Annotated in this window: 17 protein-coding genes; 12 read left to right on the top strand and 5 right to left on the bottom strand. The window is 29.3% G+C overall.

Going from position 1 to position 16,711, the window contains the following annotated elements; genetic code table 11:
- Positions 1 to 26: 26 nt before the first annotated feature.
- The 4 genes from aroB to AJ884_RS00765 are packed head-to-tail and all read left to right on the top strand — an operon-like array spanning position 27 to position 5,511.
- Positions 27 to 1,082 (top strand): 3-dehydroquinate synthase, encoded by a 1,056-nt coding sequence (gene aroB / locus AJ884_RS00780; protein WP_070233094.1) that lies wholly within the window; start codon positions 27 to 29, stop codon positions 1,080 to 1,082.
- A complete protein-coding gene (locus AJ884_RS00775) occupies positions 1,079 to 2,650 on the top strand; it encodes a mechanosensitive ion channel family protein (RefSeq protein ID WP_044793978.1) in 1,572 nt (523 codons plus the stop codon). The genes aroB and AJ884_RS00775 overlap by 4 nt, the downstream gene beginning before the upstream one ends.
- Entirely contained in the window at positions 2,647 to 3,897 is a 1,251-nt protein-coding gene (gene mtaB / locus AJ884_RS00770) for a tRNA (N(6)-L-threonylcarbamoyladenosine(37)-C(2))-methylthiotransferase MtaB (RefSeq protein WP_002861742.1), read from the top strand. The genes AJ884_RS00775 and mtaB overlap by 4 nt, the downstream gene beginning before the upstream one ends.
- A gap of 3 nt (positions 3,898 to 3,900) precedes the next feature.
- Positions 3,901 to 5,511, top strand: coding sequence for an AAA family ATPase (locus AJ884_RS00765; protein WP_070286337.1), 1,611 nt, complete (start codon positions 3,901 to 3,903; stop codon positions 5,509 to 5,511).
- Positions 5,512 to 5,518: 7 nt separating this feature from the next.
- Here the strand turns inward: AJ884_RS00765 and AJ884_RS00760 are convergent, their stop codons facing one another.
- Positions 5,519 to 5,935: a PepSY-like domain-containing protein gene (locus AJ884_RS00760; protein ID WP_004305692.1), complete on the bottom strand. Its 417-nt coding sequence runs from the start codon at positions 5,933 to 5,935 to the stop codon at positions 5,519 to 5,521.
- A 97-nt stretch (positions 5,936 to 6,032) separates the two neighbouring features.
- Between AJ884_RS00760 and AJ884_RS00755 the strand changes: the two genes are divergently transcribed.
- Together AJ884_RS00755 and AJ884_RS00750 are read left to right on the top strand one after the other, a co-directional pair.
- Entirely contained in the window at positions 6,033 to 6,551 is a 519-nt protein-coding gene (locus AJ884_RS00755; protein WP_044779210.1) for a rhomboid family intramembrane serine protease, read from the top strand.
- Positions 6,548 to 7,060: a SixA phosphatase family protein gene (locus AJ884_RS00750; protein WP_002861738.1), complete on the top strand. Its 513-nt coding sequence runs from the start codon at positions 6,548 to 6,550 to the stop codon at positions 7,058 to 7,060. Before AJ884_RS00755 ends, AJ884_RS00750 begins: the two co-directional genes overlap by 4 nt.
- Before the next feature lie 14 nt (positions 7,061 to 7,074).
- Here the strand turns inward: AJ884_RS00750 and rpoD are convergent, their stop codons facing one another.
- Complete coding sequence (gene rpoD, locus AJ884_RS00745; protein WP_004305698.1) at positions 7,075 to 8,943, bottom strand: RNA polymerase sigma factor RpoD; 1,869 nt, start codon at positions 8,941 to 8,943, stop codon at positions 7,075 to 7,077.
- A gap of 79 nt (positions 8,944 to 9,022) precedes the next feature.
- Positions 9,023 to 9,904 (bottom strand): LysR family transcriptional regulator, encoded by an 882-nt coding sequence (locus AJ884_RS00740; RefSeq protein ID WP_002932884.1) that lies wholly within the window; start codon positions 9,902 to 9,904, stop codon positions 9,023 to 9,025.
- A 112-nt stretch (positions 9,905 to 10,016) separates the two neighbouring features.
- Between AJ884_RS00740 and AJ884_RS00735 the strand changes: the two genes are divergently transcribed.
- Together AJ884_RS00735 and AJ884_RS00730 are read left to right on the top strand one after the other, a co-directional pair.
- Positions 10,017 to 11,114 carry a YeiH family protein gene (locus AJ884_RS00735; RefSeq protein WP_044779211.1) on the top strand — a complete coding sequence of 366 codons (1,098 nt, stop codon included), beginning with the start codon at positions 10,017 to 10,019 and terminating at the stop codon, positions 11,112 to 11,114.
- Positions 11,115 to 11,206: 92 nt separating this feature from the next.
- On the top strand, positions 11,207 to 11,779 hold the full coding sequence (locus AJ884_RS00730) for a hypothetical protein (RefSeq protein ID WP_002861734.1): 573 nt from the start codon (positions 11,207 to 11,209) through the stop codon (positions 11,777 to 11,779).
- A 15-nt stretch (positions 11,780 to 11,794) separates the two neighbouring features.
- Here AJ884_RS00730 and rsmG read toward each other — a convergent pair whose 3' ends face one another.
- Entirely contained in the window at positions 11,795 to 12,361 is a 567-nt protein-coding gene (gene rsmG, locus AJ884_RS00725) for a 16S rRNA (guanine(527)-N(7))-methyltransferase RsmG (protein ID WP_004305702.1), read from the bottom strand.
- Positions 12,362 to 12,922 (bottom strand): GTP cyclohydrolase II, encoded by a 561-nt coding sequence (gene ribA, locus AJ884_RS00720; RefSeq protein WP_053872889.1) that lies wholly within the window; start codon positions 12,920 to 12,922, stop codon positions 12,362 to 12,364.
- Positions 12,923 to 12,979: 57 nt separating this feature from the next.
- Between ribA and hemB the strand changes: the two genes are divergently transcribed.
- Genes hemB through hemN form a run of 4 tightly spaced genes read left to right on the top strand, consistent with a single transcriptional unit; the run spans position 12,980 to position 16,710 of the window.
- Positions 12,980 to 13,963, top strand: coding sequence for a porphobilinogen synthase (gene hemB, locus AJ884_RS00715; protein WP_044779212.1), 984 nt, complete (start codon positions 12,980 to 12,982; stop codon positions 13,961 to 13,963).
- Positions 13,960 to 14,880 carry an ornithine carbamoyltransferase gene (gene argF, locus AJ884_RS00710; protein ID WP_004305704.1) on the top strand — a complete coding sequence of 307 codons (921 nt, stop codon included), beginning with the start codon at positions 13,960 to 13,962 and terminating at the stop codon, positions 14,878 to 14,880. Before hemB ends, argF begins: the two co-directional genes overlap by 4 nt.
- Positions 14,877 to 15,368, top strand: coding sequence for a DUF2603 domain-containing protein (locus AJ884_RS00705; RefSeq protein ID WP_044779214.1), 492 nt, complete (start codon positions 14,877 to 14,879; stop codon positions 15,366 to 15,368). The genes argF and AJ884_RS00705 overlap by 4 nt, the downstream gene beginning before the upstream one ends.
- Positions 15,355 to 16,710, top strand: a complete 1,356-nt coding sequence (gene hemN, locus AJ884_RS00700) for an oxygen-independent coproporphyrinogen III oxidase (RefSeq protein WP_002861729.1) — start codon at positions 15,355 to 15,357, stop codon at positions 16,708 to 16,710. Before AJ884_RS00705 ends, hemN begins: the two co-directional genes overlap by 14 nt.
- The last annotated feature ends 1 nt before the right edge of the window (position 16,711 follow it).

Below are 16,711 nucleotides of genomic sequence, written 5' to 3'. Positions count from 1 at the left end.
AGAATAAACGCAAAAAGAGTAGTTCAATGCAAGTAGAAGTTAAGTTAAAAGAAAATGCTTATAAGGTTTATATTGATGAACTTGAAGAATTAAAATTTGATAGTAAGGTTTTTATACTTTCAAATCCTAAGATTTCAGGTCTTCATTTGAAAACATTACTTTCTAAAATTAAGGCAAAAGAAATTTTTATTGCTACTGTAAAAGATGGTGAAGAATATAAAAATTTAAGCACCATAGAAGAAATTTTAAACCAAATGTTTAATTCTAAATTGGATAGAAAAAGCGTGCTTATAAGTTTTGGTGGTGGCGTGATTAGTGATATGGGCGGATTTGCTGCTAGTATTTATCAAAGAGGTATTGATTTTATAAATATTCCTACTACACTTTTAGCTTGCGTTGATGCAGCAGTAGGTGGAAAAACAGGTGTTAATAATAATTTTGGTAAAAATCTTATTGGCACTTTTTATCAACCTAAAGCTGTATATTGTGAGAGTTCTTTTTTAAAGACTTTGAGTTCTAGGGAACTTGCTGCAGGTATGGCTGAATTTATTAAAATGGCGACAATGTTTGATGATAGTATACTTGATTTTATAGAAAAAATTGATGAAAAAAGTTTCTTAAATGCTACTTGCGAGAATGAAATTTTTACTCAAATTATAGCAAGAAGCATAGAACTTAAATCAAGGGTTGTTGAACAAGATGAAAAAGAATCAGGGCTTAGAATGCTTTTAAATTATGGTCATACTTTTGCTCATGTTATAGAAAATTTTACAGATTATAAGCTTTATTTACACGGAGAAGCGGTGGCTATAGGTATGGTTATGGCAAATCAATTGGCTTTAAATTTAAGGCTTTTGGATAAAATGCAAAGTCAAAAAATAAAAGATATTTTACTTAAATTCAGTTTACCAATATCATATAAAATCAACAATGTAGATGAATTTTATGAAGCTTTTTTCATGGATAAAAAAAGCTCTAATAAAAAAATCAATTTTGTCCTTGCTAGTCCTTTGGGTAAGGGTTTGATAAAAGGTGATATTTCTAAAGAAGATATAATTGCAACTTTAAGAGAATTCCAATGAAAAAAATTATTATTTTAACCTTTTTTGTTGTTTTTGCTTTTGGTGATGTAAATCGGACTATTATTAATAATATAAATGAGAAAATTAATACTTTAAATACTGTAATCAGTGCTAGTATTTGGAATATACGTTATGAAAATTTTATAAAATATCAAGATATAAATGATGAATTAATCATTTTAAATCTTAATTTAAAAAAGACTTCCGATATTCACCAACAAGAAGAACTTAAACGCAAGATAGCAAATTTAGAAGAGCAATTGAGCTTGCTTAAAGAATACAAAGATTTAAATTTTGCACAAAGTCTTAGCGCCCCTGATAATATAGAAACTTTATCTAAGCTTACTAATCCTTTGGCTATTATAGGAGCTTTTTCTCATATTAAGAAATTAAAAGGAGAAAAGGAAGAATATATATTTAAATTTAATGATTTTAAAAATTTAGTAGATAAAATTAGAGAAAAAAACTCAGAACTTAAAGAATTGGTTGAGCTTAAACCAAGTGTTGAGAATATAGAAGCTTTAAAAGCTTCGGATAAAAAATTAGAAGAATTTGAGCAAGCTTTAAATTTTGCTAGTGTTTCTTATTCTGTTTATGAGAAAAAAATTGATGAAGAGCTTTCTCGAGTAAGTGCTGAGATTAAAATTCAAAGCTTAAGGGCTGTAAATATACTTGTTGCTATTGTTATTGTTATAGCTATAGCTTTTATGTTGAAATTTATTGCTAAAAAATATATTAAAGATAGTGAAAGATATTATACCGCTACGAAGATTATTAATTTTATTAATATAAATATTATTTTTCTTATTTTGCTCTTTGCTTATATAGAAAATATTACTTATCTTGTAACTATACTTGGTTTTGCTTCTGCAGGCTTAGCTATTGCTATGAAAGATATGTTTATGTCTATGCTTGGATGGTGTGTGATTATTTTTGGTGGAAGTTTTAGAGTAGGAGATCGTGTAAAGGTTTTTCAAAATGATACTACCTATATAGGAGATATTATAGATATTTCTTTTTTACGCATTACTCTTTATGAAGAGCTTACGCTTGAAACTTATAGTAAACATCGTCGCAGCGGACGTATTATATTTATTCCTAACAACTATGTTTTTACAAATTTGCTTGCTAATTATACTCATCATGGTATGAAAACCGTGCTTGATGGCATTGATATAAGTGTTACTTTTGATAGTAATCTTGATAAGGCGCAAGAAATTGTGGAAAATATTGTTACACGCCATGCCAAAGGTTATACTGAGCTTGCTAGAAAAAATATAGCTCGTTTACAACATGAATATAGTATTAAAAATCCTAAAGTGGAGCCAAGGTTTTTTATGTTTTTTGAACATTGGGGAATGCGAATTTCTGCATGGTATATGACCAATGCTTATGCGGCTTTGGTATTAAGAAGTACGATTAGCAAAGAGATTATAAAAGAATTTAATAAGCATAAAGATATAAAAATTGCTTATCCATCGCAAAATTTATATTTGGGAAATTTAAATCAAAATCATTTTGAACAACATCATGAAAATATGCATTTTCATGCAAGGAATAAAGATTGAAAGAAAAAGTTTTTTTTAAAACCTTTGGGTGTCGCACAAATATTTATGATACAGAGCTTTTAAAAAGTTATGTGAAAGATTATGAGATTATAAATGATGAGAATAAGGCACAAATTATCGTTGTAAATTCTTGCACGGTTACAAATGGAGCTGATAGCGGGATAAAGTCTTATGTAAATACCATGCAAAAAAAAGGCATTAAAGTTATACTTACAGGTTGTGGTGCTGTAAGCAAAGGTAAGGAGCTTTTAGATAAAAAGCAAGTTTTTGGAGTGCTTGGAGCGTCAAATAAAGATAAAATCAATGAATTTTTAGGAGCAAAGACAAGTTTTTATGAACTTGGAAATTTAAATTTTATTGATAAAGATATAGTTTGTGAATATGAAAATCATACCAAAGCTTTTGTGAAAATTCAAGAAGGTTGTGATTTTGCTTGTTCTTATTGTATTATCCCTAGCGTGAGGGGAAAATCAAGAAGTGTGGATGAAAAAGCTCTTTTAAAACAGGTTGAAATTTTGGGAGCTAATGGTTATAGTGAAATTGTTTTAACAGGGACTAATATAGGTTCATATGGGCTTAAAAATGGCACAAGTTTAGGCAAGCTTTTGCGGAAAATGGGACAAATTTCAGGTATAAAACGCATAAGGTTAGGTAGTTTAGAACCCGCACAAATTGATGAGAGTTTTTTAGAAATTTTAGATGAAACTTGGCTTGAAAGGCATTTACATATTGCATTGCAGCATACAAGTGAAAAAATGCTTCGTATAATGCGAAGAAGATCGCATACGGATAATGATTTAAAGCTTTTTAATACTATAGCAAGCAAAGGATATGCTTTAGGGACGGATTTTATAGTAGCTCATCCAGGTGAGAGTGAAGAGCTATGGCAAGAAGCTTTGAAAAAATTTAAAGAATTTCCACTCACTCATATTCATGCTTTTATTTTTAGTCCTAGAAACAACACGCATTCTGCTACCATGAAGGATGTGATAAATGGAACTTTAGCTAAAGAAAGGCTAAACACTTTAAAATCCATAGTAGAAAAAAATAATTATGAATTTAGGAAAAAAAATCAAGTTTCACTTGAAGTTTTGATAGAAAATCAAAAAGATGGTTTTTTTGAGGGTTATGATCAGTTTTTTAACAAGATCAAAATTAAAAGTGATAAAGATATAGCTAAAGAATGGATTGTTATATCTGAATATGAAGTGCAAGAAAAGTCTAACTTTGCAATTTTAAAAGGCTAGATAATGAAAAATAAAAAGATAATTTTAGCATCTTTTATGGTTTTATGTATGCTTTTGGGAATTTTATATTTTAAAAATGAACCTAAATATATAGATGAAAATCTTTATCAAAGTCTATTAAGCCAAAATTTAATCCAAAAAGCTGTGATTGATAAAGACGAAATTTGGCTTAAGGCAGAAGGTGAAAATTACGTAATTATAAAAGATGGCATAGATATAAAAACACTTTTAGCAAAAGTTCCTATAGAGGTTAAAAAAGATAACACGCTTTGGGTGTTTTTTATTTTACTTGTTTTTATTATCGCACTTTTTATAAGTCTTGGTTATTTTGCCCGTAAAAAAGAATTGGCTAAATATCCTATATCAAATAAGAATCACATTCAAGCTCAAAATTCAAATATTAATTTAGAAAGTTCTCATATAAAACCTGTGATTTCAGATATTACTTTTAATGATGTAGCAGGTGTTGATGAAGTTAAAATGGAACTAAGCGAACTTGTAGATTTTTTACAAAATCCTAAAAAATATAAAGAATTTGGTGTAAAAATGCCAAAAGGTGTTTTAATGGTAGGCCCACCAGGTGTAGGAAAAACATTGATAGCAAAAGCAGTTGCAGGAGAAGCAGGGGTGCCATTTTTTTATCAAAGTGGTTCAAGTTTTGTTGAAATTTATGTAGGTATGGGTGCAAAAAGAGTTAGAGAGCTTTTTTCAAAAGCTAAAATGATGGCTCCTAGTATAGTTTTTATCGATGAAATAGATGCTGTAGGTAAAGCAAGGGGAGAAATGTCAAATGTTGAAAGAGATAGTACTTTAAATCAACTTTTAACCCAAATGGATGGTTTTGAGGACAATAGCGGGGTTATAGTTATAGCTGCGACAAATAAAATCGAACTTATGGATTCTGCTTTATTGCGTTCAGGGCGTTTTGATAGGAGAATTTTTTTATCTTTACCTGATTTTAAAGACAGAGTTAAAATTTTAGAAATTTATATGAAGGATAAAAATAATAATGTTAATTTAAATAAAATCGCCAAAGCAAGCGTAGGTTTTAGTGGAGCAGGACTTGAAACTTTGGTCAATGAAGCGGCAATTAATGCTTTAAGAAGAAATAGTGCTTTAGTTGAGGAAAGTGATTTTTATGCTGTATTAAATAAAGTTCTTTTAGGCAAGAAAAAGATTTTAAGTTTTAATGATGAAGAGAAGAAAATTCAAGCCACTTATCAAGCTGCAAAAGCTTTGAGTGCGTATTATTTTGACATAGGATTTGAAAAAATTACTCTCATTGAAGATCGTTTTAAAGAATATGAGCATAATATAAGATCAAAATCAGAGCTTATTAATCGTATAAAAGTTTATTTGGCTGGTTCTAGAGCTATGAAATTAATTTACAATGAAAGTTATACCAACTCGCAAGATGATTTTTTAAAGATTAAAGAATTGCTTGATTATATGTTGAGTTTTGATATGTTAGAAGAGTCAAATTTAAATGAACAAAAAAAAGAAATGGATGAATTTTTAAATTCTATGAAGGATAAAATTTTAAAATTATCAGAGCTTTTGCTTGAAAAAGAAAAGATAGAACATGATGATGTTAAAAATATAATGCAGATTTGATTATATTTTAATCATCAATTTCTTTGTGCAAGATAGTTCCATTAAAATCTATAAGAATTTTTACATCGTTATCAAATTTAATCTTGTAATGGTTGATTTTTCTTTCGATTTCTCTAGCTTTTGTATTTGGAAATTCGTTTTTAATGATATTAGCTAAATTTTGAGGTAAAAAATCTAGTTCAAAAGGAAAGGCTTTATTTTCAATTTCTTTCCAAGCTCCATCTATGTCAAATTCAAGTTCTGTCCCATCGCTAAGATAGACTTCATAGGAATTTTTGTCTTTTTGTACAATCCCTATAGGTGCTTTGAAATTATGTTGTAAAAATTCTTTAGAAACACTTGGCAAATTATCAGCAGAAATTATTATATCAGCGTTTAAAGATAAACTTAAAATAGTAATAATACTTAAAAATTTAATTTTCAATATTTTTCCTAATTATTTTTTAGTAAAATTGTAAAGAATTTATGTGAATTTTATGTGAATTTTAAGACAATATTATAAAAAATAAAGGTTTTATACTTTGCTTACAATTTTTTTAATTTTTTTAAATATTTTATGTTATTTTTTGATTTCTTATGATTATTACAATATCCTTGGTTTGAATATTTTATTTTTTAATGGAGCTTATTGGCAACTTTTAAGTTCAATATTTTTACATGGAAATTTAACTCATCTTATATTAAATATGATAGTTTTACTTCAATTTGGGCGTATATTAGAAACTTATTTGGGTGCTTTGCGTTTTATTTTTATTTATTTTATTGGCGGGTTGTTATGTTCACTTTTAAGTGTTTTTTATGTGTATTTTGATTTTAAATATTTTGGAGAAAATATAAATGTCATAGGTGCTAGTGGTGCAATTTGTGTTTTAATGGGTTTTTATGCTGTTCTTGATAAAAATAGCACAAAAGGACTTATAGTGGCAATTTTACTTATGAGTTTTGCGCCATTGCTTATGGGGGTAAATGTTGCTTGGTATGGTCATATTTTCGGGTTTATATGTGGTTATATTTTAGCTAAAATAAAAGAGGTAAAATGAAAAAAATTTATATTATAAGACATGCAAAAGCAAGTAAGAGAGGAGATATCGATGATTTTGAAAGAAAGCTTACTAAGAGTGGAAAGGAAGATTTAAAAAAACTTTTTAAAAATCTTGCCTTGCATGAAATTCATCCTGATTTAGTGTTATCAAGTCCTGCTGTTAGAACCGCTAAAACAGCGAAAAAAATAGCCAAATTTTATAATTTTGATAAAAATAAAATTTGTTTTGATGAAAGATTGTATCTTTGCAATGTTGAAAATTTGCTAAAAATTTTGCAAGATATTGATGATGAGTTTAACGAAGTATTTTTAGTGGGTCATAATCCTGGTTTAATGGAGCTTGGAGAGTTATTAAGCTCGCTATGTTTAGCTTCTTTTCCAACTTCTTCTATCTTGTGTTTAGAATTTGATATTAAGGAATTTAAAAATTTAAAAAAACATAGCGGAAAATTAGTTTTTTTTGAACATGTGCGCAAGTTAAAAGAAGAAAAAGATTTGGGTTTTTAGTAAGAGATTGACTCTTACTTCCAACCTTCTATATAATTTTTTAGTTTTCTTCCTACTTTAGGGTGTTTGAGTTTTTTTATAGCTGAGCTTTCTATTTGTCTCACTCTTTCTCGAGTGACATTAAGCTCTTTCCCAATTTCTTCTAAGGTTCTATCGCTTTCATCATCCATTAAGCCAAAGCGCATTCGAATTACCGCTTTTTCCCTATCGTTTAATTGATCTAAAACTTCATCAATTTGTTCTTTTAAATCATCCTTTAAGATATGATCCATTGGAGAAAGTGAATTTCTATCTTCAACAAAATCTCCAAATTTACCATCATCTTCATTTCCTATTGGAGCTTCAAGGGAAATTGGTTCTTTTGTGATTTTAATGACTTGTTTAACCTTATCTACGCTTAAACCTACTTCTTTAGCTATAACACTGACATCAGGTTCTTTTCCATCTTTTTGCAGATGTTCGCGGATAATTTTGTTAATTTGATTGATGGTTTCTATCATGTGGATTGGAATTCTTATGGTTCTTGCTTGGTCAGCTATAGCCCTTGAAATAGCTTGTCTGATCCACCAAGTTGCATAAGTGGAAAATTTATAACCCCTTTTGTATTCAAACTTATCCACAGCTTTCATTAAACCTATATTTCCTTCTTGAATAAGATCTAAGAAAGGTAGACCACGATTTGTGTAGCGTTTAGCTATGCTTACAACAAGACGCAAGTTTGATTTTGCCATTCTTCCTTTTGCTTCATCAGAGATTTTTTTACCGCGTTTAATTTGCTCTAAAATTTCTTTTAAACGTGATTTTTCAAGATCAAAGCTTTTTTCACTAGCTTCTTTAGTTTGAAATAGTTTTTTAATTTCCATATAAGTGCTTACCATGGTTGTTTCTAAAGCTCGCTCTGTGATTTCTTCTTTGCTCAATTTTGTAATATCTTTTAAAATATCTGCATGGCGTTTTTTAAGTTCATCAGAAAACATAGGTAAGCGGTATTCTAAACGCTTAAGTTCTTTGTCAAATTCTTCATCACTTTTTAGTGCAGTTTCCATTGATTTTACGATTTCACTAATAAGTTTTGAAGTAGGGCCTAGATCCATTAATTTTTCTTTTAAAATATTTTTTTTGAATGCAATGCTTAATTTATCTAAAAGCTCATCTCCACTTTCCTTGTCTTTGGATGTTTTTAGCCAATCTTTTTTAGCTTTTTCTAGAGCTTTAAATTTTTCTATAACTTTTAAAGTTCTTTCATCTTCTTTTTTGCTGTTTTTTTTAGTATTTTCTTCATCTGTTTCTAATTCTGTTTCGTTTTCTTCATCTTCGTCTATATCAAGTTCATCAAGTTTATCATCATTTTTTTCTTCATCGTCAAAGCTTTTAAATAATTCTTTTACTCTTCTTTCTCTGTTTATTAAAGGTTCTTTATAATCTAAAATAAAATCTATCAAATAAGGTACAGAACAAAAAGCATCAATGATAATATCTTCACCAAGTTCTATTTTTTTAGAAATTTCAATTTCTTCATCTTTGTTTAATAAAGCAATTTGTCCCATTTCTCTTAAATACATACGAACAGGAGAGTCTGATCTGCTCCATTCTAATAAATCGTTTTCATTGGCTAAATCAAATTCGTTCTCAAGGCTTGTATCTTGGAGTTTTTGTTTTTCTTCTTGAAGTCTTTTTGCATCTTCTATGTTTTTCATTTGTGCAATTTCAGCTGCTGAAAAAAGTTGCACTTTGTGTTTTTTCACTAATGCTTGCACTTTTTTAGCGGTTGATGCACTTGGTTGTTTTGTAAGATATTTTACCAATTTTTCATATGTGATATAATCTTTTGCATTTTCTTGAAATAATTCTTCTAATTCAGCTTCTTGAGTTTTGGCGTTCATTGATTATCCTTGAAATTTATATAAGCTTTAGATTTTATCTAAAAATTGCTTAACTTTCTATATAAATCGGTTATTATGCTTATGATTTAAATATTTTTTCAAATTTTTCTAAAGCTCTGTTAAAATTATAATTTTTTCTTTTTAAGGTATAAAATTTACGCTTTAGGTTGATATTTTTTAACTTGATTTCATAAAGTGTTGAATTTTTTAATTCTTTTTCTATGCTTTTTTTGGAAAAAATAGAGATTGCTTTTTTTTGTAAAACAAGTTCTTTAATCGCAGCCATTCTATCAAGCTCAAGAAAAATATTAAGCTTTTTTGAGCTTGCACCAATTTCATTTAAAAATTTATCCCTTAAGCCTGAGCCTACTTCTCTTAAAATCCACTTTTGTTCTAAAAGTTCATCGATATAAAATTCTTTTTCATTGAGTTTTTTATCACTTGTGGCTACTATAAGTTCATCATCTTGCCAAAAATTTATTTCTAAATTTTCATACTCCACTAAAGCTGGATCAAGTTCTGCTTCAATGATTGCAAATTCTATATTTCCGTTTTTTAGCAAATTTAAACATTCTTTTGAATTCTGCGTTTGAGAGTGAATTTCTATGTTTTTAAATTCTGCTTTAAAATCAAATAAAATAGGAGCTAAAAAATGTTCAGAAATGCTTTGAGTTGAGGCTATTTTTATTTCCCCTAAGAGCATGCTTTCGTCGTTTAATTTTTCTAAGCTTTGGTAGTAGGCTTGTATAATTTTTAACCAATTTTTTCCTAGTTCTAAAGCTTTTGGTGTAGGTAAGAGTTTTTTTCCAAGTCTTTCAAATAAAATGCCATCAAATTTATTTTCTAAATTTTTAATTACTATTGAAACATTAGGTTGAGTTATGGAAAAATTGTTGGCTGTATGAGTTGGACTTTGAGTGTTTAAAAGATCTAAAAATATTTCCATATCTTTGATTTTCATGAGTGATTCCTTTATTTAATAAAAAAAAATTATTATAAAAATTAAAATAATATATTTTTATAATTTTAATAAAAAAAATATAATAACACAAAATTTAGAAAAAGGAAAATAAATGAAAACAAGTTTTTTAGCACATAGCATGGCTATAGTGCGTTCAAATTTTAAGGGTTTGCTTTTTACTGCTTGTATAGTGATTTTTGCTATGTATTTTTCTAGTGTTCAAAGTATCAAAGATACTACTCATTTGGCAGCGACTGCTTTTGCTATCATCATAGGAGTGTTGCTCTCTCCTTGGTTTTTTAAATACCAACATCATTTTCAAGCTGGAGTGCATTTTAGTGCAAAAAAGCTTTTAAGACTCGGTATTGTTTTATATGGTTTTAATATTACTTTAACTGAGCTTTTAAGTGTAGGGTTGAAAGGGTTTTTACTTTCTGCTATAGTGATATTTTTTGTTTTTATTATTGCTTTATTTGTAGGGATGAAAATTTTTAAACTCGATAAAGAAACTTCTATGCTTGTTGGAGCCGGAAGTGCGATTTGCGGTGCGGCAGCAGTTTTAGCGTTGGAGTCAAGTTTAAAAAGTGATCCTTTTAAAGGAATTTTAGCTGTAGGTACGGTGGTGATTTTTGGACTTGTGTTTATGTTTTTGTATCCTATAGCTTTTTCTTTAAATCTTTTTCCTTTTTTTGATCAAAATGCTATGGGGGTTTTTATGGGGGCTACTTTGCATGAAGTGGCAAATGTTGCAGGTGCCGCTGAAATGGCAAAAGATATGGCAGGATTTGAGCAAGGTGCTTCTAATGTTGCAGTGATTATAAAAATGATGAGAGTGATTTTACTTGTGCCTTTTTTGCTTATAGTGACTTATTTTTTTGCTAAAAATCAGCATTCAAGCAGTGGAAAAACTGCAAAAAGTATCACTATCCCTTATTTTGCTTTTGCATTTTTAGGTATGATAGTTTTAAATACTTATCTAGCAAGTAAAGAAAATATTTTAGGTATTGCTACGAGTGATATTATTTCTTTAGGTAAAACACTTTGTACTTTATGTATTGTTTTTGCTATGGCAGCTTTAGGTTTACAAATTGACTTTAAAAAATTTTTAAAGAGTGGCTCTAGAGTATTTGGTTTGGCTTTTGTTTTAGGGCTTGTTTTGATTTTTGGAGGATATTTTTTAACTTTAACTTTTAAAGATATACTTTGGTAATAACAATTATTTTTTGAAAAAATTTATTTTTATTAATCAAGTGATAATATAATTGTTTTTGTTTAATAAAATCTCATTTTGAAGGAGTTAAAATGAAAAAAATTGTTTTAAGTATTTTAAGTTCTTGTTTATTAGCATCTGCTTTAAGTGCCGTATCTTTTAAAGAAGATAGTTTAAAAATATCTTTTGAAGGGTATAAAACTAAGGATATGGTAGGAGTAGAAGGTGAATTTAAGAATGTAGAATATAAATTTTCTAAAAATACAAAGGATTTTGCAAGTTATCTTAAAGGAGCTAAAGCTACTATAAAGCCAAGTAATGCTTTTATGGGTGAAGGCAATGATGTTATAACCAATAATATCACAAAAGTGTTTTTTCCTGCTTTATTGGGAAATGCAGATATTAAAGTTGTTTTCCAAGATGTGATTGTAGGTGAAAACAAAGGCGTTATTTCAGCAAAAATTACCATGGATAAAAAAAGTACTATTGTACCTTTAACTTATACTATCAAAGATAATAAATTTGAAGCTAAAGGGCAGCTTGATTTGCATACTTTTAAAAATGGTTCTAAAGCATTAAAAGCATTAAGTGATGCTGCTCCAGGACATGGTGGAATCTCTTGGCCTTTGGTTGATATCAGTTTTAATGCTGATTTAGCAGAATAAAAAGTAGCCTTAGGGCTACTTTAAAATACAGTATTTTCTTAAATTATTTTCAAAAATTTCATAATTTTTTATATTTTCAAGTTCTTGATAAATTTCACTGCCTTTCCATAAAATAAAAATTGTATTTTCATCTTTTAGATTTTTGCAAATTTCAAGCAAAGGCTTGACATCCATTAAGGCTCTTGAAGTGATGATATCGGCTTTAAAGGTATTTTTACACTCTTGAACTTTTTCTTTGTAAATATGTAAATTTGAAAGTTCGCATTCTATTTTTAGTGTCCGCAAAAAGGCAGCTTTTTTGGGATTGGGTTCGAAAAGATGAAAATTGCTTTGCAGTAAAAAGGCTAAAAATACAGCTGGAAATCCTGCACCACTTCCTATATCGGCAATATTTTTTGCTTTAGAAAAATCATAAAAATCTAAAATTTTAATACTATCAAAGATATTTTCATCTATATTTTTTAAATGAGTAAGATTGTGAATGCGGTTAAATTTAGATAATAATTCTTTATAAATTTTTACCTTTTCTTTAAAGTTTTTTAAATCGTAGTGTTGTAAAAAATCATAATCTTTAAAAATCATTTATTTAAGATGTCCCATTTGAGTTTGTTTTATGTTTAAATATTCTACATTAAAACGGTTAGGTTCTATTAAAATCGGTATGCGTGTGATGATTTTTTCCTTAATGGACTCTAGTTTCTCGGGATTATTTGTGAGTAAATTAACCTTAGAAATTTCATAGTGTTTGAGTATAAATTCTACAATTTCATAAGTTCTCTCATCGGCTTTAAAGCCAAGCTGATGATTTGCTTTAATCGTATCAAAACCTTTATCTTGTAAAGCATAAGCATTAACCTTGTTAAAAAGTCCTATACCTCTTCCTTCTTGTCTAAGATAAATCACCATTCCGCCATTTTTGTCTATATATTTTAACGAAAATTCAAGCTGTTCTCCACAATCACATTTTAAACTTCCTAAAGCATCTCCTGTTAAGCACTCTGAATGAATTCTTAGATTGAGTGTGTCTTTTGGAGTATTTTTAAATATACATAAATGTTCTTTATCATTTTCTTTAAAACTTTGTATTTGGAAATTTCCCCATTTGCTAGGTAAATTCGCAATTTCTGAAATTTTTATTTTCATTTACTACTCTCTATAATCAAATTTATGTTAAGATTTTAGCAAAAAAAGGACAAAAAAATGTTTAAAAGATTTAGAAGATTAAGGCTTAATGAAAACTTAAGATCTATGGTAAGGGAAAATTCTTTAAGCGTGAATGATTTGATTTATCCGCTTTTTGTGGTTAGTGGAACGGGGATAAAAAAAGAAATTTCTTCTATGCCCGATGTGTTTCAAATGAGTTTAGATGAAATTTTAAAAGAGTGTCAAAATGTAGTCAACTTAGGTATTAAAGCTATTATACTTTTTGGCGTTTTAGAAAATGAGAAAAAAGATAGTTGCGGAAGCGATGCTTTAGATGATGAAGGGCTTGTTGCAAGAAGCATAAGAGAGATTAAGAAAAATTTTCCAGATCTTTTTGTAATTAGCGATCTTTGTTTTTGTGAGTATACAGATCACGGGCATTGTGGGATTATCGATCCAAAAACAAAAAGCGTGGATAATGATGCCACTTTAGAAATTTCAGCCAAACAAGCCTTAGTTCACGCAAGAGCAGGGGTAGATATGATAGCACCTAGTGGAATGATGGATGGTATTATCACTACTTTGCGTAAAGCTTTAGATAAGGAAGGTTTTGAAAATTTGCCTATAATGGCGTATTCTACTAAATTTGCATCAAGTTATTATGGGCCATTTCGAGATGTAGCAGAGTCAGCTCCAAGTTATGGAGATAGAAAAAGCTATCAAATGGATTTTGCTAATGGTAAAGAAGCTTTAGAAGAAAGCTTAGAAGATGAAGCACAAGGAGCTGATATTTTAATGGTAAAACCCGCTCTTGCTTATCTTGATGTAATTAAAGAAATATCCCTTTATTCTAACTTGCCTTTGTGTGTTTATAATGTAAGCGGAGAATATGCTATGCTAAAGGCAGCTAAAAATGCGGGAGTGATTGATTATGAAAAAATCTTATATGAAACTATGATAGCTTTTAAAAGAGCAGGGGCAAAGCTTATCATCACTTATCATGCCAAAGAATTAGCTAAAATGTTAAAAGGAGAAAAATGAAACATTTTTTAACTTTAAGAGATTTTTCTAAGGAGGAAATTTTAAGCCTTGTAAATCATGCTAGCGAGCTTAAAAAAGAGCCTAAAAAACTTTTACAAGATAAAACTTTAGCAATGATTTTTGAGAAAAATTCTACAAGAACAAGAATGGCTTTTGAATTAGCCATAACAGAGCTTGGCGGAAAGGCTTTATTTTTAAATAGCAATGATTTACAACTTAGTCGTGGCGAGCCTGTAAAGGATACAGCTAGGGTGATAGGGGCGATGGTTGATTTTGTGATGATGAGAGTCAATAAACATGAAACTTTACTCGAATTTGCAAGATATTCTAAAGCCCCTGTGATCAATGCTTTAAGCGAGCTTTATCACCCTACTCAGGTTTTAGGAGATTTGCTTACTATCAAAGAATGGAATAAGATGCAAAATGGTATAGCAAAAGTTGCTTTTATCGGAGATAGTAACAATATGTGCAATTCTTGGCTTATTGCGGCTGCGATTTTGGGCTTTGAATTTAGTATAGCTATACCAAAAAACTATAAAATTAGCCCTGAAATTTGGGAATTTGCTATGAAACAGGCTTTGATTTCAGGAGCCAAAATTTCCTTAAGTCATGATAAATTTGAAGCCTTAAAGGATAAAGATGTAGTCATCACCGATACTTGGGTTTCTATGGGTGAAGAGAATGAAAAAGAACGCAAGATTAAAGAATTTGAAGGATTTATAATCGATGAGAAGGCTATGAGCGTTGCCAATAAAGACGCGATATTGCTTCATTGTTTGCCTGCTTATAGGGGTTATGAAGTGAGTGAAGAAATTTTTGAAAAACATGCAGATGTGATTTTTGAAGAAGCAAGAAATCGCCTTTATGTGGTAAAAGCCTTGCTTTGCTTTTTGGATAATCAGAGAGGAAGAGAATGAAAGAGCTAGAAAAGTATAGCATTTGCTTAAAACGCATTGATGAATTTAGTCAAAATCTAGGAATAAAGAAAAAAGATAGAACGATTTTTAAAATGAAGCAAAGCGAGAATGAAAACGAAAAATGTTTAGTTCTTGAAAATGGAAGTTTTGATTCTCCTGAGCCTTGGTTTGTGATTGATGAAAACGATGAAATTCACACTTTGCTTTCTTTACAAAGTCTTAAGAATATACTTGAAAGTTTAAAACAAAGTCAAAAAGAGAATTTTGAATTGCGTTTAGAAAAGGCGATTTATCAACAAATTCCTGTAGATTTTAACGATGTTTGGACGGTTGCTATGGATGAGATCAAGCAAAAGGCGCAAAATGGCACCATGGAAGTTAGTATTGATCTTGAAAAATTAATTTCTAAAATCAAACAAAAGCATCCAAATTTATTTGTAGATATGCAAGCGATGATAGAAAGGGTAAACCAAAATGAGAGATTATAAAGCTTTTGTAAAATACTCTAAAGCAGGACCACGCTACACTTCTTATCCTACAGCAGTAGAGTTTAATGCAAATTTCAAATACGAAGAATATATAGAAATTTTAAAAAAGCAAGATAGATCTTTATCGCTTTATTTTCATTTACCATTTTGTAGGAGTGCCTGTTATTTTTGTGGTTGCAATGTTATTTATACAGCCAAAGAAGAGAGTAAAGAAAGATATTTAACTTATATTTTTAAAGAGCTTGATATTTTAAGTACTATTTTAGATACTAAAAGAGAAGTGGTGCAAATGCACTTTGGGGGCGGAACTCCAACTTTTTTTAGTGCTAAACAACTTCAAAATTTGATTTTAAAAATCAGATCTATTTTTAGAAATTTTTCTAAAGATGCAGAGATTAGCTGTGAGATCGATCCGCGTTTTTTAAATGACGAACAAGCCACAGTTTTAACACAAAATGGCTTTAATCGTATCAGCTTTGGAGTGCAGGATTTTGATGAAAAAGTTCAAAAAGAAATTCATCGCATCCAGCCTTTTGAATTAACACAAAATGCTTTAAATCTTGTAAGAAGTAAAGGCATAAAGTCTGTAAATATGGATTTAATTTATGGTTTGCCTTATCAAAATTTACAAAGCTTTACACAAACTTTAGAAAAAGTTATGCTTTTAAATCCTGATCGTTTGGCGATTTTTAATTACGCTCATGTGCCTTGGCTTAAGAAAAATATGAGAAAATTTGATGAAAATACCTTGCCAAGTCCTGATGTTAAACTTGAAATTTTAGAATTTTGTGAGAATTTTTTGAGTAAAAACGGCTATAAAATGATAGGTATGGATCATTTTGCAAAAGAAAATGATGAGCTTTTTAAAGCTTTAGAAAATGGAACTTTACATAGAAATTTCCAAGGTTATACTACTAAAGGTGGTGCTGATTTAGTCGGTGTTGGGCTTACAAGTATAGGCGAAGGACAAAGACATTATGCGCAAAATTTTAAAGATATGTCAAGTTATGAGGCTGCATTAGATAGAGGAGTTTTGCCTTTTGAAAGAGGCGTAGCTTTAAGCGATGATGATGAGCTTAGAAAAGCAGTGATTATGGAGTTAATGGCAAATTTTAAGCTTGATATCAAGTCAATAGAAAAAGAATTTTGCATTGATTTTCAGGAGTATTTTAAAGAGGATTTAAAAGCTTTAGAAGAATACAAAGATTTTATTAATTTTGATGAAAATTTTATCAAAGTCAATGAAACAGGTGTTTTGCTTATAAGAAATATTGCTATGTGTTTTGATGCTTATATGAAAAACATTAGTGAAGATAAAAAAGTATTCTCAAAAACGGTGTAAG

It is taken from the genome of Campylobacter sp. BCW_6463, assembly GCF_001762785.1.
In the GTDB taxonomy this organism is placed as follows: Bacteria; Campylobacterota; Campylobacteria; order Campylobacterales; family Campylobacteraceae; genus Campylobacter_D; species Campylobacter_D jejuni.
The sequence above is the reverse complement of the archived record's forward strand: the minus strand, read 5'-3'. Positions and strand labels throughout refer to the sequence as shown.